Here is a 20,175-nt window from a genome sequence, read left to right as displayed (position 1 = left end):
CGCGCTAAGAGCCGTCGATGTCGCGCTCGTCGCGGCCATCGCGGGCGAAAAATGCGCGCGGGCTTTCGCCGAACGCACGGCGAAACATCGCGGAGAATGCGCTCTGGCTCTGATAGCCCAGTTCACGCGCAACTTGCGCGAGCGGACGGCCCTGGCTGAGCAGCGGAATGGCGCGCGCAAGAACGGCCTGCTGACGCCACTGGGAAAAACTCACGCCGAGTTCGCGTCTGAAAAGCCGCGCGATGGTGCGCGAACTCGCGCCGGCCTCCGATGACCACCGCTCCAGATCGGAATGCGACGGATCGGCGAGCACGGCGTTGCACAGGGCGCGCAGGCGCTTCTCGTTCGGCATCGGCACGGAGAGCGGCAGCGGCTGCGAGCGGATGATTTCATCGAGCGCGAGCGTGCCCAGCAGTCGCTCGCGCTGACGCGAGATCGGTTCTTCATCGAGCGCCGCGATGACTTCGCGCAAAAGCGGCGACACCTCGACGACCCGACACGCGCCGAGACCCGCCGGCACGACGCTCGCGTCGACGTAAAGCGTCCGCAGATAAGCGTCCTCGACGATCACGACCTCGTGCGTGACATTGGGCGGCACCCAGATCGCGCGCGAAGGCGGCACCATCCAAGTCGAATCCGCTGTCGCGACACGCAAGACCCCGCGCGACGTATAGGCGACCTGCGCCCACGGATGCGTATGCAGCGCGATCCGCACGCCGTAGGGAACGGGCCGCGAGCGCACGCGAATCGGATGATCGAGCGTCGGCGAATGCTCGACGGGAATGTCGAGATGCTCGACTTCTTCGCCCGACGAGTTCGATTCGACAAAGGTGGCCATGTTCGCTCGAGTTGATGGTTGCAGGCGGCCGGATTCATCGACCGCCACGCGCCGATGGTAGCCGAAAGCGCTCGCCCCGGCGCACCGCGAATATTGCCCGGCGCATAATGCCCGTCGTCACCTTTTGCGACAACAGGAGCGTTTTTCCCAATGCAATACGTTTTTGTCTACGGCACGCTGCGCGCGGGCGAGGCCAACGATATCAACCACGCAGCCGCGCGAAACGGCATCGCTACGCCCGAATGGATCGGTGCCGCCCACGTTCGGGGTCAGCTTTTCGACTTCGGCAACTATCCGGGCCTCGTGATCGATGAGAAGGGCGCGCCGATTCGCGGCGATGTCTACCGGATCGAGGACGCGCTCGTGCCCGTGCTCGACGAGATCGAACATGTGTATCCGGGCGTGGAAGGCTTATTCCGCTCGCATCGCCTGCATGTGGAGGTGGAAATCGAGGGGAGAAAGGATCGGGTCGATTGCCTGATCTATCCCGTCGGGGCTGCGTCCGCTGCCGGGCAGCCGTGCATCGAAGGCGGCGACTGGGTGACGCATCGCGCCGAACGCGCCTGAATGCGCGAAGCAGGGAAACTGATTTTGCTCGCGCCGCGGTGAGCCGATGCGTCGACTCACCGCGGCGTGAATGGCCCCGCGCCTTGCAGCGGGAACCGGCTTACTGGCTCGGGGCCGCCGGCTTGCTGTGCGATTTCTTGTGATGCATCGACTTGTGCGAAGAAGGCGTCTGCTCGGTCATCTTTTGGCTTTCCTGACGCGACTGCAGAGCCTGCGCGCGCGACTCGACATCAGCAATTTTGGCGGGATCGGTGCTCATGGTCACGCCTTGATCGCTCTGGGCATACGCGGCCGATGCGACCGCGCTGAGGGACAACAGAACAGCCAGGGACACTTTCTTCATTGTTACCTCCGAGTGGCAGTTGGAACCTGGGAATCGTCTGTCCGATCCGTTGGAACGACACTTGTGTCTGAGCAAAAATCGCTCCCGCTGTGCGGGAAGTCAGCCGCTAACCTCGCGCGTCTGACCATCAGACAACCTGAATCATAAGCCTTGAATCGGGCAAGGGTGTGTCGTGCGTCTGTCCGAAAAGCGGACGCGCATGATCGAGCACAAGCGTCGAATTATTTTCCAGTGCTTATCAATGCCTTCGCTCCCGAATCACGAGGCGCTAATAGAGATGCAGCCAGCGATACACGTCGAAGCGCGCGAGCCCGACGAGTTCGTGCATCGCGAGCTCGCTGTTCGTGAAGCCCCGCACACGGGGAAAGAACGTCGGGCGAGTGGGCCATACATCCGACACGTACGGCACCGGCGCATAGCCGAAAGCCTCGAAAGCACGCAACGCGCGGCGCATGTGATACGCGGATGTGACGACGATCAAACGGTTGTCATGTGCGTGGCCGAGAATACCGGCCACGTTTCGCGCGTTCTGGTAAGTATTGAGGCTTTGATTCTCGCGCACGAGGTCGTCCGCAGCGACGCCTTGCGCAAGCACGTATGGCGCGTAATTGTCGGCTTCGGCCTGCCCGTGATGTTCCGGATCGCCGCCGCTCAGAATAACCTTGCACGACGCGCCGGTTTCGCGGCATTCGCGATACAGCGTTGCCACGGCGTCGATGCGCCGCACCGCGTTGGACTTCGGAACGAGCCCCGCTTCGCTGCGATGCGTGCCGCCGCCCATCAGCACGATCGTCGTCTTCGGTGCGAACGAAGGCACGTCCGTGTGACGATAGCCGTGCTGGGCGAGATCGAGCAAAGGCGTTGCGAACCATCCCGCGCCGATCGCCCACGCGAGCGCCGCCACGATGATCGCAATCTGGATGCGGCGGCGTCGCCATAGTGCGAATAACGCAAAAAAAAGCAGCAATAAAGTGAATAGAACCAATTTGATTGGGGTAACGTATTGGTTTAAGGGCAATTCGTTCCGTCATCGCGTGCTTCGGAACGCATCGGCGGATGTCGCAGCAGAGCGCGTGATTAGCGCGCTGTCAACGGGGGCTTGTAATAGAAAGCAGCACCTAACGCAAGCGGTGGCCAAACATTCGGCTGCGAGTCGTTCGTCGCAATCGGAATTCGGCGCGCCGCGTTTAGTCGACGTCGCGGACCGTCTTGCGACCGTCACGAGCGTCGTCATGGCTGCACAGGAAGAAACAACGAGATGACCACGTATTCCAACGAAGTTGTACTCGAAGCACTTCGCCGCGCGCAGTATCGTCAGGTTCCTTGGGCGAAACGCCCCAACGTTTTCGATCTCTTGCGCGCGCTCGGTTTGCTCGAACTCGCCCGGCAGCGCACCGTGGCGCCCGCGCCCGGATTTCACGCACCGGTCGATATCGCGGTCGTGACCGAACGCGGCAAGCACGAATTCACGCGTCTTTCGCGCGACGAACGTGGCAGCGACTGGGACTTGCGCCGCATGGAACCTTATACGTTCGGTGGTCAGGAAGCGGTCCTGGAGGCGCGAGTCTAGCACTGCCGGACACGTCGGCAGCGAGGCCGGCAGCGGTCGACAGTCGACGCATGGGTCGAGGGAGCGTTGTCGTCGGATGAAAGAGCCGACAATCTGCCTGCAGCCAACGGCAATACCCCAAAAAAGTGCCCGTATCGCGAACGACACGGGCATACCGGATCTCACTGTCGCCATGCTGTGCTCATGGCACGAGGTGTGACTGCCGCGCGCCGGAGTGGTTCCGTCAAACGCGCATCGTTCAGACGAACTCAATGATGTTGTGAACGCGCATCGCGTTCGGTATCGGGACGCGCGCGCACGTTGCTCGCGATATCGCCGCGCAGGTCGCCGCGTGGCGCGGGCGGCGTCGCATCGCGATTGCGGCCGGCATTCTGCGGCGCGGCCATCGAAGCCTTCGTGCTGACGTGAAAGTCGGATGCGGGAGGTGGCGGCTGCGCCTGGCTCATCGCCGCAGTGCTCGTCAGCGCGACGAAGGCGCCATGAGCGAGCAGAGTCGATGCCTTCATGGTGAAATCCTCGAAGCCTTCGTGGGGCTTGTTCGATTAATCACCAAGCTATGCTGCGATCCGCCGGGGCGCTGTAAGGAATCGTAAAGAGTTGTTTCGTCGACGACGCAGTGCGCGCGACTGTGCTACGACATCCGAATGCGGCAACGCAAAGGAGAGAAAGATTCGCGCAGGCCGCGGCCCGCGCGAGAGGTGAAATGTCTGGGTGAAGCCAGCGAGCGCCGGCTTCGGTCGATGCAAAGAACCGTTCAGGCCATCTTGGCCGGAGCGCGCCACGATTCCGGGTTCGTCCAGAACGCGCCACGCAGGCGATCGCGGCTCGGCGGCGCGGGCGGTTTGGCGGCGCTGGAACCGATGCGTCCGCGCAGCGACACTTCACGGCCGTTGCTGGACAGGCGCTTCACGATCTCGGCCAGCGTGCCGTCTGCCTGCCACTCGTCGAAGCGGCGGCGGCAGGTCGGCGGGGACGGGTAGCGTCCGGGCAGCTTCGACCAGCCTTCGCCCGTCGACAGCACCCACAAAACCGCGTTGACCACGGCCCGCGCTTCGACGCGCGGACGGCCGCGCCGTTCGCTGCGCGCCGGCTCCGAACAGAACAACGCCTCAACCAGCGCCCACTCGTTATCTCTCAAATCGTCGAACAGCACCATATCTCACCTCAGCGAAGCTAACCCCGGTGCGCTGCCCCGCGCCGCGCACTCTGGTCGGAATCCGATGAACGAATACCTGGGAAGGCCAGAGCGATTGCGGCGGACGATGTTCGATGTAACCGCGAATGGCTCCAACCTCTGTGCGCAATGAAATGCGAGAACCGTGCCATGCATGTTGCTAAATCCGGGAAACCCGCATGGCAGTAGGCTGACGCGATGCCAGCATGGCCCGTATCAGACCCGAAACACACTGATTAAGAAATCGGGACAATCACCAATCAAGTGCAATAGGCCCATCCGGCGTGCGTCGTGAGGATTTGCTGCACCGCAGCGAAACGCGCGTTCGGGCATGAGTTCAGACCAATGCTCGCTATAATCCGTGCATGAATTGTGGATATTGATGAGCATTCTGAATGAACGCGCCATTGAACGTGACGTTGCGGCAACTGCGCGTCTTCATCGAAGTATCGAGGCTGCGCAGCTTCAGCCGCGCAGGCGATGAAATCGGCCTCACGCAGTCGGCGGTCAGCCGGTGCGTGCGCGAGCTGGAAGGGGAGATTGGTCTCAAGCTGATCGACCGGACGACGCGCGAAGTTCAGCTGACCGATGTCGGCGTGAATCTCGTCGGCACGGTGTCGCGCCTGCTGGCCGACCTGGACGAAGCGCTGCGCGAGGTCCGCGATCTCGGCCAGCAGCGCCGCGGACGCGTGATCGTCGCGGCGAGTCCGACGGTCGCCTGCCGGCTGATGCCGCGCGTGATCGCGTCGTGCTTGCGGCAGTTTCCGCTCATCACGCTGAGTCTGCGCGACGACGTCCAGTCCGATGTCCTGCGCAAGGTGAAGTCGGGCGAGGTCGATTTCGGCGTGGTGATCGGCCCGTTTTCCTCCGACGAACTCCATGGCGAACCCGTGATGACCGATTCGTTCTGTCTCGTCGCGCGGCGCGATCATCCGCTCGGGCGCGAGACGGCGGTGCCGTGGGAAGCGCTCGCGGGCGAGCGGCTCGTGATGCTCGACTACGCGTCGGGCAGCCGGCCGATCATCGATGCCGTCATGCAGGAGCACGGCGTCGAGGCGCAAGTGGTGCAGGAACTCGGACACTCGGCGACGGTGTTCGGGCTCGTGGAAGCGGGCGTCGGCGTGAGCGTGCTGCCGTGGCTCGCGCTGCCGCTGCCGGCGGATTCGTCGCTGGTCGCGTTGCCGCTCGAACCGCGCGCCGAACGGACCGTGGAGCTCGTGCGGCGGCGCGATCGCTCGCTGTCGCCCGCGGCGGAATCGGTGTGGTCGCTGATCGCCTCGCTGCCGCCGCGTGCGGAAGACCTCGGATAAGCCTCCGTTCATCGCGAAAATCACGGCGCGCGCGTTAGACTTCTTTTTTAAGACAAGACGACGGGGCGAGCGATGAGTGAATCGGAAGGCGCGGTGGTCAGCGAACTGAGTCAATTGGCGGGCGCGCACGCATCGGGTGCGCCGAATGCGCGCGACGCCGTGCGGGCGTTGAGGCCGTCGCAGATCCGCGAGGTCGCAAACGCGGGTTTCGGCGTCGCCGATGTGCTGCCGTTCTGGTTCGGCGAATCGGATCGCGTGACGCCGCAATTCATCCGCGATGCCGCAAGCCGCGCGCTTGCCGATGGCGCCACGTTCTACACGCACAATCTCGGCATCGCCCCGCTGCGCGAATCGCTCAGCCGCTACGTGAGCGCGCTGCACGGCGCGACGACGCCGGCGCACATCGCCGTGACGAGCGCCGGCGTGAACGCGCTGATGCTCGCGGCGCAACTCGTGGTCGGTGCGGGCGATCGCGTCGTCGCCGTGACGCCGCTATGGCCGAATCTCGTCGAGATTCCGAAAATCCTCGGCGCGAGCGTCGATACCGTTTCGCTGACTTACGGCCCGCGTGGCTGGACGCTCGATCTCGACCGCCTGCTCGCGGCGCTCACGCCCAACACGCGCATGCTGATGATCAACTCGCCGAACAACCCGACCGGCTGGACGATGACGCGCGATCAGCAGCGCGCCGTGCTCGCGCATTGCCGCCGTCACGGAATCTGGATCGTCGCGGACGAAGTCTACGAACGCCTGTACTACGGCGATGACGCTCGCGTCGCGCCGTCCTTTCTCGATCTCGCCGCGCGCGACGAGCGCGTGATCGCGGTGAATTCGTTTTCGAAGGCGTGGCTGATGACCGGCTGGCGCCTCGGCTGGCTCGTCGCCCCGACGCAACTGATGGACGATCTCGGCAAGCTGGTCGAGTACAACACGTCGTGCGCGCCGTCGTTCGTGCAGCAGGCGGGCGTCGTCGCGGTGGAAGAGGGCGAGCGCTTTACTCAGGCGCTCGTCGCGGATCTGCGTGCAAGCCGCGATCATCTCGTGCAGGCGCTTCAGGCGATCGAGGGCGTCGACGTGCGCACGCCCGACGGCGCGATGTACCTGTTTTTCTCGCTACCGGGCGCGCAAAACAGCCTCGAACTGTGCAAATCGCTGGTGCGCGAAGCCCGTCTCGGACTTGCGCCGGGCAGCGCGTTTGGCCCGGAAGGCGAAGGCTTCGTGCGCTGGTGCTACGCGTGCGATCCCGCACGGCTGGACGCGGGCGTCGAACGCCTGCAGCGATTCCTGACGGCGCGCGGCGTCGCCTGAGCCGTGCCGATCGACGTCGGCCGCGCACGACCGGCGTCGAGTGAGTCCGGGCGCCGATCAATCGATCACCTTTACGCCCCGGTTGTTTTTGCGTAATATGGCGCTCAGTCACGCGCTTTCGCCTAGGAAAGCGCCACCTCGTCCGGCTGGATGGCCCGGCGTTCGCTCACCGATCGCCCTTTACGCCTCTCCCCGGTGCGTGCTCCCAATCAATATGACCGATTACAATCGGGCGAGCGCGTCTTGAAACTCCGCGTCCAGCTTTATCGTTCGCACCATTTTGGTGGCGTTCGGTCCTGCGCAAGCTCGATTTGAATTGAATCATTGACCATATAGGGTTGACCCAAGCTGCATGAATACCCAAGAGGCGAAGATCGTCCTCGAGACTGCTTTGATTTGCGCGCAGGAACCGCTGAGGCTGAATGAATTGCGCAAGCTGTTCGCCGACGACATTTCGGCGGATACCGTTCGCACGTTGCTCGAAGCGCTCAAGGCCGACTGGTCGGGACGCGGCGTGGAACTGGTCGCGCTTGCCTCGGGCTGGCGTTTTCAGAGCAAGCCCGCGATGCGGGCCTATCTCGACAGGCTGCACCCGGAAAAGCCGCCCAAGTATTCGCGGGCCGTACTCGAAACGCTGGCGATCATTGCCTATCGGCAACCAGTGACGCGGGGCGATATCGAAGAGATCCGCGGCGTGACGGTGAACACGCAGGTCGTGAAGCAACTGGAGGACCGTGGCTGGATCGAGGTGATCGGTCATCGCGACGTGCCGGGCCGCCCGGCGCTGTACGCGACGACCAAGCAGTTTCTCGACGATCTCGGCCTGACCGCGCTCGACGAGTTGCCCGCGCTGGACAATCCGTCGGCGCAGCTCGAAGCATCGCTGCTCGCGCAGCATTCGATCGAATTTCCCGACAGCATCGCCGGGAATGCGCCGCCGGCGGGCATCGAGCCGCCGGCCACGCCACAAGCGTCGAATGACGGGGAACCTGACGCCCCGGCGCAGGTCTTCGCCGTTGAAGCGCTGGAATCGGCGGAATCCGCCGATCCCGCCGAACCCGACGCTTCCGCCGATGAGCGCGCGGCCGCCGGGCCGGCGGAGCAAGAACAGACAGAAGAACAGCAGGAAAGACTCGGAACGGAACGTGCGGATGCGCTGGACGAGCGCGCCGCGTCGACAGCCGGGATTCACGCACAGCCTTTGGGCACCGCGCACGATGCGCCCGTTCCGATGCCGCGTGAAGACGAAAGAGATGCGAGTCCATCGAACGAAGCCGAACTGGACGACGACTCCGAAGAACCGAAGGCGCGCCGCGCCTGACGCAATTTGCATGGCCCCTGATCTGGCAATCCGGCTCTCCATAAAGATTATTTCGAGACGACCAGCCGGACCGGTCAGCGGATTTTTTGACGCGCCCGCGACGGGCGCGCGATTCGACATTTGAGGTTGTTTTGACACACTCCCACGACAGCGATTCGCCTGAATCCGCGCGCCCCGTGCACGCCGCGGACGCACCTGAGTCGGCCGATGCCGGCGACAGCACGCGCACCGACCGCGCCGATGAAGGCGGCGAGGGCGATGACCGTCCGCGCCGCGGATTGCGCCGCGGGCCGCGTAGCCTGATCGCACGGCGTCGCGCTGTCGCGAAGACCAAGGGCGCGGACGCTGCGCCAGGCGCGCCGGGCGCCGTCAACGAGACGCCGCCCGACGGCGTCGTGGCGGCACAAGTGCGTACCCCGCGCAAGGATCCGGGCGCGAAGCTGCGCAAGGGCGAAGGGGCGAGTCCGCGCGGCCGCAAGAGCGCGCGCGCGGAAGCGGGCGAAACCGGCGTCGAAGCAGCGGACGAGGCCGGCGTACAGGCCGCCGCGCCCGCGCCGCGCGAAGGCGGCCGGCGCAAGCATCCGCCGCAGCAAAAGCGCGGCAAGCGCAGCGACGCGGGACCGGCGACCGTCGAGAGCGCGGCTGCTGCAGCCGTCGACGACGTGTTCGCCTACGTGACCTCGCCGGCCTTCGACGCCGACAACGGTTCGGCCGGCGTGCGCGCCCCGATGCTGCGACGCGGCCGCAATGCACCGCAAAAGCGCGTGCTGGAACCGGACGAAGACGCGCCGAAGCTGCACAAGGTGCTCGCGGATGCGGGCATGGGTTCGCGGCGCGACATGGAAGAGTTGATCATCGCCGGGCGCGTATCGGTGAACGGCGAGCCGGCGCATATCGGCCAGCGCATCATGCCGACCGATCAGGTGCGCATCAACGGCAAGCCGCTCAAGCGCAAGCTCGCGAGCAAGCCGCCGCGCATCCTGCTGTATCACAAGCCGACGGGCGAGATCGTCAGCCATGCCGACCCGGAAGGGCGTCCGTCCGTGTTCGACAAGCTGCCGTCGATGAAAACCGCCAAATGGCTCGCGGTCGGGCGTCTCGACTTCAATACGGAAGGCCTGCTGTTGCTCACGACGTCCGGCGATCTGGCGAACCGCTTCATGCATCCGCGCTACAGCGTCGAGCGTGAGTACGCGGTGCGCGTGGTCGGACAACTGTCCGAGGCGATGAAGCAGAAGCTGCTGAAAGGCGTCGAGCTCGACGACGGTCCCGCCAACTTCTTGCGCATCCAGGACGGCGGCGGCGAAGGCACGAATCACTGGTATCACGTCGCGCTGGCGGAAGGCCGGAATCGCGAAGTGCGTCGTATGTTCGAGGCGGCCGGCTTGATGGTGAGCCGCCTGATCCGCACGCGTCATGGTCCGATCGCGCTGCCGCGCGGCCTGAAGCGCGGCCGCTGGGAAGAGCTCGAGGACAATCAGGTGCGCAGCCTGATGGCGTCGGTCGGGCTGAAATTGCCGACGGCCGAGAAGGGCGGACGCAGCGCCGCGCCGCGTGTGCAACCCGATCCGATGCAGACGTCGATGGGCTTCATCACGCGCGAGCCGGTGCTGAGCTCGCACTCGCGCATGACGCAGCAGCAGACGCCGGGACGCGGCGGCCGGCGCGGCCAGCCGGGCGGTGTGTCGGGCAGCTTCGGGCTCGGCGGCATGGGCGGATTCGGCGGCAACACGGGCAATGCAGGCAACGGGGGCGGCATGGGCCGTCGCGGCGGCGGGGAGCCGAACGGCAACCGCATCGCAAACGAGCCCAACGGCAATCGCGCAACCGCCCCACGGCCGGGTCCGCGCGGCGCGCGTCCGCAAGGCGGCGGTCCGCAGGGCGCGGGCGGCGCCGGCAAGCGTGCCGCCGGTGGCAACGCACCGCGGGGCAATCGCCAGGGCGGCGGACAGCAGGGCGCTGGCCAGAACAAAGCCGGCGGCGCGGGCCGGGGCGCGCGTAATCGCTCGCGCGGCCGCTGAGCGCGATACGTAAAAAATCGCAAAGACGTCGCCGGGGGAAGTCCAAAAGCGGGATGCGAAGCATCGGTCCGCCCCCGGCGACGAAAATCTCGCGTTTCGCTCGTTCTGATCGTTAGGACAAACCGGCGTGAAACCGGGTCCAACAGGGGCGAAAGTGCGCGTTACGTTTGCGTTTATCCTGAAAAATGGCTAAAATCATGAAGTCGCTGGGCACGTAGTTTTCTTTCGCTGCCCTGAGTGCGACCTCGGTTGAAAAATGTGGGCGTTGCGCCCATTTTTTTTTGGCTATTCGGTTCGGCATCTCGGGAGCAGGGGTGCGCGCCCGCATGAAGGCGCTCGCCCGCAGGTGTTTCGGCGTGGAGCGCGCGAACACCTTGGAGTTACTGTGCAACTGACGGAATTGATTGAAACCACGGTCTCGAGCCTTGGCTACGAGCTTGTCGATCTCGAGCGTTCGGGAGGCGGCATGCTGCGTGTCTACATCGACCAGCCGGCTGGTATCGCGATCGAAGACTGCGAGAAGGTCACCCGTCAGCTCCAATATTTGTTTGAAGTCGAGAACATCGACTACGACCGGCTCGAAGTATCGTCGCCGGGGCTCGACCGCCCGCTCAAGAAACTGGCGGATTTCGAGCGCTTCGCGGGGAGCGAAGTCGCCATTACATTGAAGAAGCCGCTGGACGGGCGCAAGTCGTTCCGCGGCATCCTGCACGCCCCTGACGGCGAAACGATCGGATTGGAATTTGAAGGGAAGGACGGCGCTGCGATGCTCGATTTCACGCTCGCGGACCTCGATAAGGCACGTCTCGTCCCCAAGGTTGACTTTAGGAGCCGCAAACAATGAGTCGCGAAGTATTGATGCTGGCGGATGCGCTGGCACGCGAAAAGAACGTCAACAAGGACGTCGTGTACGCAGCGCTGGAAGCTGCGCTTGCTTCGGCAACGAAGAAGCTCTTCGAGGAAGACGTGGATATTCGTGTCGCCATCGACCGTGAGAGCGGCGAACACGAGACTTTCCGCCGCTGGCGCGTCGTGCCGGACGAGGCCGGCCTGCAAGAGCCGGATCAGGAAATCCTGCTGTTCGAAGCGAAGGAGCAAAAGCCCGACGCGCAGGTGGACGAATTCATCGAGGAGCCGATTCCGTCGATCGAATTCGGCCGTATCGGCGCGCAGGCCGCCAAGCAGGTGATCCTGCAGAAGGTGCGCGACGCCGAGCGCGAACAGATTCTGAACGACTTCCTCGAGCGCGGCGAAAAGATCATGACCGGCTCGGTGAAGCGCCTGGACAAGGGTAATTTCATTGTCGAGTCGGGCCGTGTCGAAGCGCTGCTGCGCCGCGACCAGCTGATTCCGAAGGAAAACCTGCGCGTGGGCGACCGCGTGCGCGCGTACATCGCGAAGGTCGATCGCACCGCGCGCGGCCCGCAGATCGAACTCTCGCGCACCGCGCCCGAGTTCCTGATGAAGCTGTTCGAACTCGAAGTGCCGGAAATCGAGCAAGGTCTGCTGGAAATCAAGGCCGCCGCGCGCGATCCCGGCGTGCGTGCGAAAATCGGCGTGATCGCCTACGACAAGCGGATCGATCCTATCGGCACTTGCGTCGGCATCCGCGGTTCGCGCGTGCAGGCCGTGCGTAACGAGCTCGGTGGCGAGAACGTCGACATCGTGCTATGGTCGGAAGATCCCGCGCAGTTCGTGATCGGCGCTCTCGCGCCGGCAGCCGTCCAGTCGATCGTCGTCGATGAAGAAAAGCATTCGATGGACGTCGTGGTGGACGAAAACGAGCTCGCCGTCGCCATCGGCCGCGCCGGCCAGAACGTGAGGCTCGCAAGCGAACTCACCGGCTGGCAAATCAATATCATGACGCCGGACGAGTCCGCGCTGAAGCAGAACGAAGAGCGTGGCAAGTTGCGCGACCTCTTCATGGCGCGTCTGGATGTGGACGAGGAAGTCGCCGACATCCTGATCGACGAAGGCTTCACGAGTCTCGAAGAAATCGCCTACGTGCCGCTCAACGAAATGCTCGAAATCGAAGCGTTCGACGAAGACACCGTGCACGAGCTGCGCAATCGCTCGCGCGACGCGCTCCTCACGATGGCGATCGCCAACGAAGAGAAGGTGGAAGGTGTCGCCCTCGATTTGAAGAGCCTCGACGGCATGGACAACGAGCTTCTCGCAAAGCTCGCCGAGCACCAGATTCAGACCCGCGACGATCTCGCGGAGCTGGCAGTAGATGAACTGGTCGAAATGACCGGAATGCAAGAGGATGCCGCTAAGGCGTTGATCATGAAAGCACGTGAACACTGGTTCCAGTGAGAAATGACCATGGCGCACTGATATTTGGCGGCCTGTCTGGCCGCGTGACCCCGATCTAACCGCAAGGATTGGTCCTTGCATCAAGAGGAATGAATGGCGAGTAACAACGTAGCCCAATTTGCCGCGGAACTCAAAATGCCTGCGGGCGTCCTGCTCGAGCAGTTGCAGGCGGCTGGCGTCCAGAAAGCGAGCGCGAACGACGACCTGTCCGAGACGGACAAGGCGCGTCTGCTCGATCATTTGCGCAAGTCGCACGGTTCCGCCGACGCCGACAAGCGCAAGATCACTTTGACCCGCCGGCATACGTCGGAAATCAAGCAATCCGACGCAACGGGTAAAGCTCGCACCATTCAGGTCGAGGTGCGCAAGAAGCGTGTTTTCGTGAAACGCGACGAAACCGGTGTGGAGCAGGCCGAGGCCGCGCCGAATCACGTCGAAGAGCCGGAAGTCGACGAAGCCGAACTGCAGCGTCGCGAGGAAGAAGCGCGCCGTGCCGCCGAGCAGCTCGAGCGCGAAGAGCGCGAGCTGAAGGAACAGCAGGCGAAGCTGGAGCGCGAAGAAGCCGAGCGCCGCGCTCGCGAGGAAGCGGCGGAAGCCGAGCGCAAGAAGCAGGAAGAGGAAGCGGCGCGCCGCGCGGCGGCTGCGGCTCAGGCTGCCGAAATCTCGCGTGCGGCGCAGGCTGCGCGTCAGGAAGCGCGCACGCAACCGGCCGTCGAAGCGAAGCCGGAACCGAAGCAGGACGACACCGCGCAGCGCGAAGCCGCCGAAAAGGCAGCGGAAGAGAAGGCTGCGAGCGAGCGTGCCGCGCAGCGTGAAGCCGCGAAGAAGGCGGAAGAAGACGCGAAGGCGAAGGCCGAAAAGGCTCGCCTCGAGCAGGAAGCCATCGCGAAGCGCCGTGCGGCGGCGGAAGCCGAAGCCCGCGCGATCCGCGAAATGATGAACACCCCGCGCAAGGCGCAAGTAAAGGCGCCGGAACCCGCGCCCGCACCGAAGCCCGCCGAAGCGGCGAAGGCCGCCGAAGCGAAGGGCACGCTGCACAAGCCCGCGAAGCCGGAAGGCGCGCAGGCGGCACGTCCCGCAGCGGCGAAGAAGCCGGCTGCAGGCGCGCCGGCACCCGCATCGACGGCTCCCGCAGGCGCCGGCGACAAGAAGAAGGCTGGCAAGGGCGGCTGGCAGCAGGACGACGCATCGAAGCGTCGCGGCATGAAGACGCGTGGCGATTCGAGCGGTGGTGTCGATCGCGGCTGGCGCGGCGGTCCGAAGGGTCGCGGCAAGCATCAGGAACAGACGTCATTCCAGGCGCCGACCGAGCCGATCGTCCGTGAAGTGCACGTGCCGGAAACCATTTCCGTCGCGGACCTCGCGCACAAGATGTCGGTGAAGGCTTCGGAAGTCATCAAGGTGATGATGAAGCTCGGCCAGATGGTCACGATCAACCAGGTGCTGGACCAGGAAACGGCGATGATCGTCGTCGAGGAACTGGGCCATCGCGCGGTCGCGGCGAAGCTGGACGACCCGGAAGCGTTGCTGATCGAAGGCGAAACCACCGAGGAAACGGCAGAGAAGCTGCCGCGTCCGCCGGTTGTCACCGTCATGGGTCACGTCGACCACGGCAAGACCTCGCTGCTGGACTACATCCGTCGCGCGAAAGTGGCGGCGGGCGAAGCGGGCGGCATCACGCAGCATATCGGCGCATATCACGTCGATACGCCGCGCGGCGTCATCACCTTCCTCGACACGCCGGGTCACGAGGCCTTCACGGCCATGCGTGCGCGCGGCGCGAAAGCGACCGACATCGTCATTCTGGTGGTCGCAGCCGACGACGGCGTGATGCCGCAGACGAAGGAAGCGATCGCTCACGCGAAGGCGGGCGGCGTGCCGATCGTCGTTGCGATCAACAAGATCGACAAGCCGGAAGCGAACCCCGACCGCGTGAAGCAGGAACTCGTCGCGGAAGGCGTGGTGCCGGAAGAGTACGGCGGCGATTCGCCGTTCATCGAAGTGTCGGCGAAGACCGGCCGGGGCATCGACGATCTGCTCGAAAACGTGTCGCTGCAAGCCGAAGTGCTGGAACTCACCGCGCCGGTGGAAGCCGCTGCGAAGGGTCTCGTCATCGAAGCGAAGCTGGACAAGGGCAAGGGCCCGGTCGCGACCATTCTGGTGCAGTCGGGCACGCTGAACCGCGGCGACGTGGTTCTCGCGGGCAGCGCCTACGGTCGCGTGCGAGCCATGCTCGACGAAACCGGCAAGCCGACGAAGACGGCGGGTCCGTCGATCCCGGTGGAAATCCAGGGTCTGTCGGAAGTGCCGGCGGCGGGCGAGGAAGTCATCGTGCTGCCGGACGAGCGCAAGGCGCGCGAAATCGCGCTGTTCCGTCAGGGCAAGTTCCGCGACGTCAAGCTTGCGAAGCAACAGGCCGCCAAGCTCGAGAACATGCTCGAGCAGATGGGCGAAGGCGAAGTGCAGAACCTGCCGCTCATCGTCAAGGCGGACGTGCAGGGCTCACAGGAAGCGCTGGTCCAGTCGCTGCAGAAGCTGTCGACCAACGAGGTGCGCGTGCAGATCGTGCACAGCGCGGTCGGCGCGATCAGCGAATCGGACGTCAACCTGGCGACGGCATCGAAGGCGGTCATCATCGGCTTCAACACGCGTGCGGATGCTCAGGCGCGCAAGGTGGCCGAGGCGAACGGCATCGACATCCGCTACTACAACATCATCTATGACGCAGTGGATGAGGTGAAGGCGGCGATGTCCGGCATGCTCGCGCCGGAGAAGCGCGAAACGGTGACGGGCATGGTCGAGGTGCGCCAGGTCATCCGCGTGCCGAAGGTCGGCCTGATCGCGGGTTGTATGGTCACGGACGGCGTGGTCAAGCGTTCCTCGTCGGTGCGCGTGATCCGCAACAACGTCGTGATTCACACCGGCGAGCTCGATTCGCTCAAGCGCTTCAAGGACGACGTCAAGGAAGTGCGTCAGGGCTTCGAGTGCGGTATGTCGATCAAGAACTTCAGCGATATCGTCGAAGGCGATCAGTTCGAAGTCTTCGAAGTGACGGAAGTGGCTCGCACGCTGTAATGCGCTAGCCGCTGAAAAAAGGGCGGGGTGAGCCTTGCGGCTCGCTCCGCCCTTTTTGCTTCAGGCGGCGCGACAAGAATACGGAAACGAAATCATGGCTAAAAAACGGACATCCGCGAACCGCAACGTGCAGATTGCGGATCAGATCCAGCGCGATCTTTCGGAACTGATGCGCGAGGTGAAAGACCCGCGCGTCGGACTCGTGACGATTCAGAGCGTCGAGCTCACGCCTGACTACGCGCACGCGAAGGTCTACTTCACGACGCTGACGGGCGATCCGAAGCAGACGCAGGAAGGGCTCAATCATGCGGCGGGACATCTGCACAATATGCTGTTCAAGCGCCTGCACATCCACACGGTGCCGACGCTGCATTTCCACTATGACCAGACGATCGAGAAGGCCGTCGAGATGTCGCGCCTGATCGACGAGGCAAACGCGACGCGCGCAAAAGATGACGAAGAAGGTGCGTGAGTGAAGGGCGGTCCGAAGATTCCCCGCCGCGCGCTCGACGGCGTGCTCTTGCTGGACAAGCCGCTCGGGCTGTCGAGCAACGATGCGCTCATCAAGGCAAAGCGGATTTATCTGGCGAAGAAGGCGGGCCACACGGGTACGCTCGATCCGCTCGCAACCGGTCTGCTGCCGTTGTGCTTCGGCGAAGCGACGAAGTTCTCGCAAGACCTGCTCGATGCCGACAAGACCTACGAAGCGACGATGCGCCTCGGTATCCGCACGACGACCGGCGATGCCGAAGGCGAGGCGGTGGATACCCGCGACGTGACGTGCGACGAAGCTGCCGTCGTCGAAGCGATGACGCGGTTCATCGGCGAAATCGTGCAAGTCCCGCCGATGTACTCGGCGCTCAAGCGCGACGGCAAGCCGCTCTACGAATACGCGCGCGCCGGTCAGACGGTCGAGCGTGAGGGCAGGCAAGTGACGATTCACGCGCTGCAGTTGATCGCGTGCGCGCTGCCCCTCGTGACGTTTCGCGTGACGTGCAGCAAGGGCACTTACGTACGGACGCTGGCCGAGGACATCGGCGAAGTGCTCGGCTGCGGCGCGCATCTGACGGCGTTGCGGCGCACCGGTGTCGGCGCGCTGACGCTCGAACACGCGGTCACGCTCGATCAGCTCGCGAGCCTGAGCGAAGCGGAGCGCGACGAGCGGCTTCAGCCCGTCGATGCACTGCTATCCACGTTTCCCGCGGTTCAGTTGAACGACGAAGCGACGCAGCGCTTCCTGCACGGCCAACGTCTGAAGCTCGCGGACGTCGTGAAAACGCGTCTCGAAGCAGGCCGCGTGCGCGTTTATGCGCAAGAAGGCGGCCGTCTGCTGGGCGTGGCGCGCGCGGGCGAGGGTGTGCTCGCGCCGGAACGGCTCATCGTCACGGCGCAATGAAAAAGAGCCCGGTCGATGTCGACCGGGCTCTGTTCTTTTGGGAGCAGTCAGGCGATCAGTGCGCCGCCGATGCCGCCGCCGCCGAATCTCCACCGCCCGAACGCTCGGGCCGCGTGATCCAGATCAGCACGATCAGCGCGACGAAAATCCCCGCCGAAATATAGAACATGTCGTTCACGCCGAGCTGCGCGGCCTGCTGCGTCGCCATGCTGTTATAGAGGCCGACGGTCTGCTCGTGCGTCAGGCCGAGCGCGCCCATCTGCTGCATCGAATTCGCGAACACCGGGTTGTACGAATTGGCGCTTTCGACGAGTTGCGCGTGATGCACGATCGAACGATGCTCCCACGCCGTCGAGAAGATCGACGTGCCGATGCCGCCGCACATGATCCGCACGAAGTTCGACAGCCCCGACGCCGCCGGAATTCGATGTCCCGGCAAGCCCGACAGCGTGATCGACACGAGCGGAATGAAGAAGCCCGCCATGCCGATGCCCTGAATCAGCGTCGGTATCGTGAGCGCCCAAGTGTCGACGCCGGTCGTGTAGCGTGAACGCATCCAGAAACACAGCGCGAAGACGAGGAACGCGGCGGTCGCGATGTAACGCGGATCGGTGCGCGGCAGGAATTTGCCGGTGATCGGAGAAAGCAGGATCGCGAACACGCCGACGGGCGCCATCACGAGACCGGCGTTCGTCGCCGTGTAGCCGATATCCGTCTGCAGCCACAGCGGGAGCAGAACGAGATTGCCGAAGTAGAGCCCGTATCCGATCGACAGCGCGATCGTTCCGCCGGTGAAGTTGCGCAGCTCGAAGAGCGACAAATCCACGACCGGATGCTCCGCCGTCAGCTCCCACACGATGAAGAACGCGAACGCGATCACGGCGATGAGCGCGAGCACGACGATCGTCGTCGAGTTGAACCAGTCGAGATCCTTGCCTTTGTCGAGCATGATCTGCAGCGAGCCGACCCAGACGACGAGCAGCCCGAGCCCGACCGTGTCGATCGGCGCCTTGCGGATCGCGGAATCGCGGTCGCGGAAGATCGCGAACGTAGCGAGCGCCGCCGCGATGCCGACCGGAATGTTCACATAGAAGATCCACGGCCACGAGATGTTGTCCGAGATCCATCCGCCGAGGACCGGCCCCGCGACCGGCGCGATCAGCGTGGTCATCGACCACATCGATAGCGCCATCGGCGCTTTTTCGCGCGGATAGCTCGCGAGCAGCAGCGTTTGCGACAGCGGGATCATCGGGCCGGCGACCGCGCCCTGGAATACGCGCGCGGCGAGCAGGAAGGGGAGCGTCGGCGCGAGACCGCAGAGCCACGACGCGATCACGAACAGGATGATCGAGCCGAGAAAGAGCCGCACCTGCCCGAGACGCTGCGTGAGCCAGCCGGTCAACGGCACCGAGATCGCGTTGGCGACCGCGAACGACGTGATGACCCACGTGCCCTGATCCGACGACACGCCGAGATCGCCGGAGATCGACGGAATCGAGACGTTCGCGATCGACGTGTCGAGCACGTTCATGAACACCGCGAGCGATACGGCGATCGTGCCGATGACGAGCTTTCCGCCCGACAGCGGCGGATGTACGACGTTTTGCGAAGACATGTGGCGAGTCCGCTTACATCAGCTTGGCGGCCGACGCCGACTTCGTCGCGCGCCCGTGCGCCGGCGACGCGCTCTGCGCCGACGACCCTGCGCCCGCACCCGTACCCGCGTTCTGCTGGATGATGCGCGCGATTTCCTGATCGGCCTGCGCGCCGTAGTTGTCGAACACATTCGTCTGGTAGACCGTGTTCTGCGCGTTGCCGAGCTGGCCGCCTTGCTCGTCCTTGATGGTGACGTCGACGTTCATCGACAGGCCGATACGCAGCGGATGCGCGTCCAGTTCCTTCGGATCGAGCTGGATGCGCACCGGCAGGCGCTGCACGACCTTGATCCAGTTGCCGGTCGCATTCTGCGCGGGCAGCAGCGAGAAAGCCGAGCCCGTGCCGGCCGAGAAACCGACCACCTTGCCGTGATACACGACGCCCGAACCGTACAGATCGGCCGTCAGCTCGACCGGCTGGCCGATCCGCATGTGCTTGAGCTGCACTTCCTTGAAGTTCGCATCGACCCATACGGCGTTGAGCGGCACGATCGCCATCAGCGGATTGCCCGGCGACACGCGCTGGCCGACTTGCACCGAGCGCTTGGCGACATAGCCCGTGACCGGCGCGGGCAGCGTGTTGCGCGCGTAGTTGATGTAGGAATCGCGGACCTTCGCGGCGGCGGCGAGCACGTTCGGGTGATCGGCGATCGTCGTGTTGGCCGTGAGCGAGCGGTTCGACGCGAGCTCCTGCTCGGCGGCGTCGAGCGCGGCCTGCGCGCTGCGTACCGCGTCGCGGGCGTGCGAGATTTCTTCCTGCGACACCGCACCCGTCTGCGCGACCTGCATGCGGCGCTTCAAATCGTCCTGCGCGCGCGACAGATCGGACCGGCGCAACGCGATCTGCGCTTCGTACTGGTTGTTGTTGACGAAGAACGTGCGTACCTGGCGCACCGTCTGCGCGAGATTTGCCTCGGCCTGATCGAGCGCGACCTTGGAGTCGGCCGGATCGAGCGCGACGAGCGGATCGCCGATCTTCACGGTCTGCGTGTCGTCGGCGTTCACCGAGATCACCGTGCCCACGACCTGCGGCGTGATCTGCACGACGTTGCCATTCACGTAGGCGTCGTCGGTGGCTTCGTGGAAGCGCGCGACGAGGAAGTAGTACAGCCCGTACGCGATAGCCGCGATGATGATGACGAGCACGATCAGCGTCATCAGCGCTCGGCGTTTGCCGTTGCTCTGTTTCGGCGCGGGCGCGGCGGCCGCGGCTGCGTTTTGTTGAGGGTCGCTCATGAAAGACTCCGAAAATTCCGTTTTTGGTCCGATGCGTGTTCTTGT

General features: G+C 64.4%; 19 protein-coding genes. 12 read left to right on the top strand and 7 right to left on the bottom strand.

The genetic code is table 11. The features are described from left to right. Positions 1-4: 4 nt before the first annotated feature. Positions 5-838, bottom strand: a complete 834-nt coding sequence (locus NCS02_RS08725) for an AraC family transcriptional regulator (RefSeq protein ID WP_008349217.1) — start codon at positions 836-838, stop codon at positions 5-7. A gap of 150 nt (positions 839-988) precedes the next feature. Between NCS02_RS08725 and NCS02_RS08720 the strand changes: the two genes are divergently transcribed. Then, positions 989-1,405 (top strand): gamma-glutamylcyclotransferase family protein, encoded by a 417-nt coding sequence (locus tag NCS02_RS08720; RefSeq protein ID WP_250522979.1) that lies wholly within the window; start codon positions 989-991, stop codon positions 1,403-1,405. Between the two features lie 100 nt (positions 1,406-1,505). Here NCS02_RS08720 and NCS02_RS08715 read toward each other — a convergent pair whose 3' ends face one another. Together NCS02_RS08715 and NCS02_RS08710 are read right to left on the bottom strand one after the other, a co-directional pair. Next, positions 1,506-1,748, bottom strand: a complete 243-nt coding sequence (locus NCS02_RS08715) for a hypothetical protein (RefSeq protein WP_008349220.1) — start codon at positions 1,746-1,748, stop codon at positions 1,506-1,508. Between the two features lie 268 nt (positions 1,749-2,016). Continuing rightward, the gene (locus tag NCS02_RS08710; RefSeq protein ID WP_235366243.1) at positions 2,017-2,652 is read right to left on the bottom strand and encodes a YdcF family protein; all 636 of its coding nucleotides are present in this window, start codon (positions 2,650-2,652) and stop codon (positions 2,017-2,019) included. Position 2,653: 1 nt separating this feature from the next. Here NCS02_RS08710 and NCS02_RS08705 point away from each other — a divergent pair, with 1 nt between their 5' ends. Further along, positions 2,654-3,010 (top strand): hypothetical protein, encoded by a 357-nt coding sequence (locus NCS02_RS08705; protein WP_162483413.1) that lies wholly within the window; start codon positions 2,654-2,656, stop codon positions 3,008-3,010. Further along, entirely contained in the window at positions 3,007-3,318 is a 312-nt protein-coding gene (locus NCS02_RS08700) for a hypothetical protein (protein WP_008349222.1), read from the top strand. The genes NCS02_RS08705 and NCS02_RS08700 overlap by 4 nt, the downstream gene beginning before the upstream one ends. Before the next feature lie 248 nt (positions 3,319-3,566). Here the strand turns inward: NCS02_RS08700 and NCS02_RS08695 are convergent, their stop codons facing one another. Together NCS02_RS08695 and NCS02_RS08690 are read right to left on the bottom strand one after the other, a co-directional pair. After that, a complete protein-coding gene (locus NCS02_RS08695) occupies positions 3,567-3,824 on the bottom strand; it encodes a hypothetical protein (protein WP_008349223.1) in 258 nt (85 codons plus the stop codon). 248 nt (positions 3,825-4,072) lie between these two features. Next, the gene (locus NCS02_RS08690; RefSeq protein WP_008349224.1) at positions 4,073-4,474 is read right to left on the bottom strand and encodes a transposase; all 402 of its coding nucleotides are present in this window, start codon (positions 4,472-4,474) and stop codon (positions 4,073-4,075) included. Positions 4,475-4,899: 425 nt separating this feature from the next. Between NCS02_RS08690 and NCS02_RS08685 the strand changes: the two genes are divergently transcribed. The 9 genes from NCS02_RS08685 to truB all read left to right on the top strand — a co-directional run bounded on the left by NCS02_RS08685 (position 4,900) and on the right by truB (position 17,239). Beyond that, a complete protein-coding gene (locus NCS02_RS08685) occupies positions 4,900-5,802 on the top strand; it encodes a LysR family transcriptional regulator (RefSeq protein ID WP_008349225.1) in 903 nt (300 codons plus the stop codon). A gap of 72 nt (positions 5,803-5,874) precedes the next feature. After that, positions 5,875-7,110 (top strand): pyridoxal phosphate-dependent aminotransferase, encoded by a 1,236-nt coding sequence (locus tag NCS02_RS08680; RefSeq protein ID WP_034473209.1) that lies wholly within the window; start codon positions 5,875-5,877, stop codon positions 7,108-7,110. Positions 7,111-7,462: 352 nt separating this feature from the next. Beyond that, the gene (scpB, locus tag NCS02_RS08675; protein ID WP_250439905.1) at positions 7,463-8,431 is read left to right on the top strand and encodes an SMC-Scp complex subunit ScpB; all 969 of its coding nucleotides are present in this window, start codon (positions 7,463-7,465) and stop codon (positions 8,429-8,431) included. 131 nt (positions 8,432-8,562) lie between these two features. Then, positions 8,563-10,452 carry a 23S rRNA pseudouridine(2605) synthase RluB gene (gene rluB, locus NCS02_RS08670; RefSeq protein ID WP_250522978.1) on the top strand — a complete coding sequence of 630 codons (1,890 nt, stop codon included), beginning with the start codon at positions 8,563-8,565 and terminating at the stop codon, positions 10,450-10,452. Positions 10,453-10,837: 385 nt separating this feature from the next. Continuing rightward, positions 10,838-11,296, top strand: coding sequence for a ribosome maturation factor RimP (rimP, locus tag NCS02_RS08665; protein ID WP_008349230.1), 459 nt, complete (start codon positions 10,838-10,840; stop codon positions 11,294-11,296). Continuing rightward, positions 11,293-12,768 (top strand): transcription termination factor NusA, encoded by a 1,476-nt coding sequence (gene nusA / locus NCS02_RS08660; protein WP_008349231.1) that lies wholly within the window; start codon positions 11,293-11,295, stop codon positions 12,766-12,768. The genes rimP and nusA overlap by 4 nt, the downstream gene beginning before the upstream one ends. Before the next feature lie 93 nt (positions 12,769-12,861). Then, positions 12,862-15,843 (top strand): translation initiation factor IF-2, encoded by a 2,982-nt coding sequence (infB, locus tag NCS02_RS08655; RefSeq protein ID WP_033536385.1) that lies wholly within the window; start codon positions 12,862-12,864, stop codon positions 15,841-15,843. 94 nt (positions 15,844-15,937) lie between these two features. Continuing rightward, positions 15,938-16,315, top strand: coding sequence for a 30S ribosome-binding factor RbfA (gene rbfA, locus NCS02_RS08650; RefSeq protein ID WP_008349233.1), 378 nt, complete (start codon positions 15,938-15,940; stop codon positions 16,313-16,315). After that, positions 16,316-17,239, top strand: coding sequence for a tRNA pseudouridine(55) synthase TruB (gene truB, locus NCS02_RS08645; RefSeq protein ID WP_250519569.1), 924 nt, complete (start codon positions 16,316-16,318; stop codon positions 17,237-17,239). Positions 17,240-17,294: 55 nt separating this feature from the next. On the opposite strand, the gene NCS02_RS08640 is transcribed toward truB, so the two are convergent. Further along, positions 17,295-18,854: a DHA2 family efflux MFS transporter permease subunit gene (locus NCS02_RS08640; RefSeq protein ID WP_034473204.1), complete on the bottom strand. Its 1,560-nt coding sequence runs from the start codon at positions 18,852-18,854 to the stop codon at positions 17,295-17,297. A 13-nt stretch (positions 18,855-18,867) separates the two neighbouring features. Beyond that, entirely contained in the window at positions 18,868-20,130 is a 1,263-nt protein-coding gene (locus NCS02_RS08635) for an HlyD family secretion protein (protein ID WP_250522977.1), read from the bottom strand. Positions 20,131-20,175 lie beyond the last annotated feature (45 nt).

This window comes from Caballeronia sp. NCF2, assembly GCF_023631205.1.
Taxonomy (GTDB): domain Bacteria; phylum Pseudomonadota; class Gammaproteobacteria; order Burkholderiales; family Burkholderiaceae; genus Caballeronia; species Caballeronia zhejiangensis.
This window is presented reverse-complemented; position numbering and strand designations above follow the sequence as displayed.

What these genes read in the sequence shown, in the direction of transcription:
- NCS02_RS08680 (WP_034473209.1), top strand. Translation starts at nt 5,875, where the DNA reads ATGAGTGAATCGGAAGGCGCGGTGGTCAGCGAACTGAGTCAATTGGCG.
- NCS02_RS08635 (WP_250522977.1), bottom strand. Translation starts at nt 20,130, where the DNA reads ATGAGCGACCCTCAACAAAACGCAGCCGCGGCCGCCGCGCCCGCGCCG.
- nusA (WP_008349231.1), top strand. Translation starts at nt 11,293, where the DNA reads ATGAGTCGCGAAGTATTGATGCTGGCGGATGCGCTGGCACGCGAAAAG.
- NCS02_RS08715 (WP_008349220.1), bottom strand. Translation starts at nt 1,748, where the DNA reads ATGAAGAAAGTGTCCCTGGCTGTTCTGTTGTCCCTCAGCGCGGTCGCA.
- NCS02_RS08720 (WP_250522979.1), top strand. Translation starts at nt 989, where the DNA reads ATGCAATACGTTTTTGTCTACGGCACGCTGCGCGCGGGCGAGGCCAAC.
- NCS02_RS08705 (WP_162483413.1), top strand. Translation starts at nt 2,654, where the DNA reads ATGATCGCAATCTGGATGCGGCGGCGTCGCCATAGTGCGAATAACGCA.
- infB (WP_033536385.1), top strand. Translation starts at nt 12,862, where the DNA reads ATGGCGAGTAACAACGTAGCCCAATTTGCCGCGGAACTCAAAATGCCT.
- NCS02_RS08700 (WP_008349222.1), top strand. Translation starts at nt 3,007, where the DNA reads ATGACCACGTATTCCAACGAAGTTGTACTCGAAGCACTTCGCCGCGCG.
- NCS02_RS08725 (WP_008349217.1), bottom strand. Translation starts at nt 838, where the DNA reads ATGGCCACCTTTGTCGAATCGAACTCGTCGGGCGAAGAAGTCGAGCAT.
- scpB (WP_250439905.1), top strand. Translation starts at nt 7,463, where the DNA reads ATGAATACCCAAGAGGCGAAGATCGTCCTCGAGACTGCTTTGATTTGC.
- NCS02_RS08695 (WP_008349223.1), bottom strand. Translation starts at nt 3,824, where the DNA reads ATGAAGGCATCGACTCTGCTCGCTCATGGCGCCTTCGTCGCGCTGACG.
- NCS02_RS08640 (WP_034473204.1), bottom strand. Translation starts at nt 18,854, where the DNA reads ATGTCTTCGCAAAACGTCGTACATCCGCCGCTGTCGGGCGGAAAGCTC.
- NCS02_RS08690 (WP_008349224.1), bottom strand. Translation starts at nt 4,474, where the DNA reads ATGGTGCTGTTCGACGATTTGAGAGATAACGAGTGGGCGCTGGTTGAG.
- rbfA (WP_008349233.1), top strand. Translation starts at nt 15,938, where the DNA reads ATGGCTAAAAAACGGACATCCGCGAACCGCAACGTGCAGATTGCGGAT.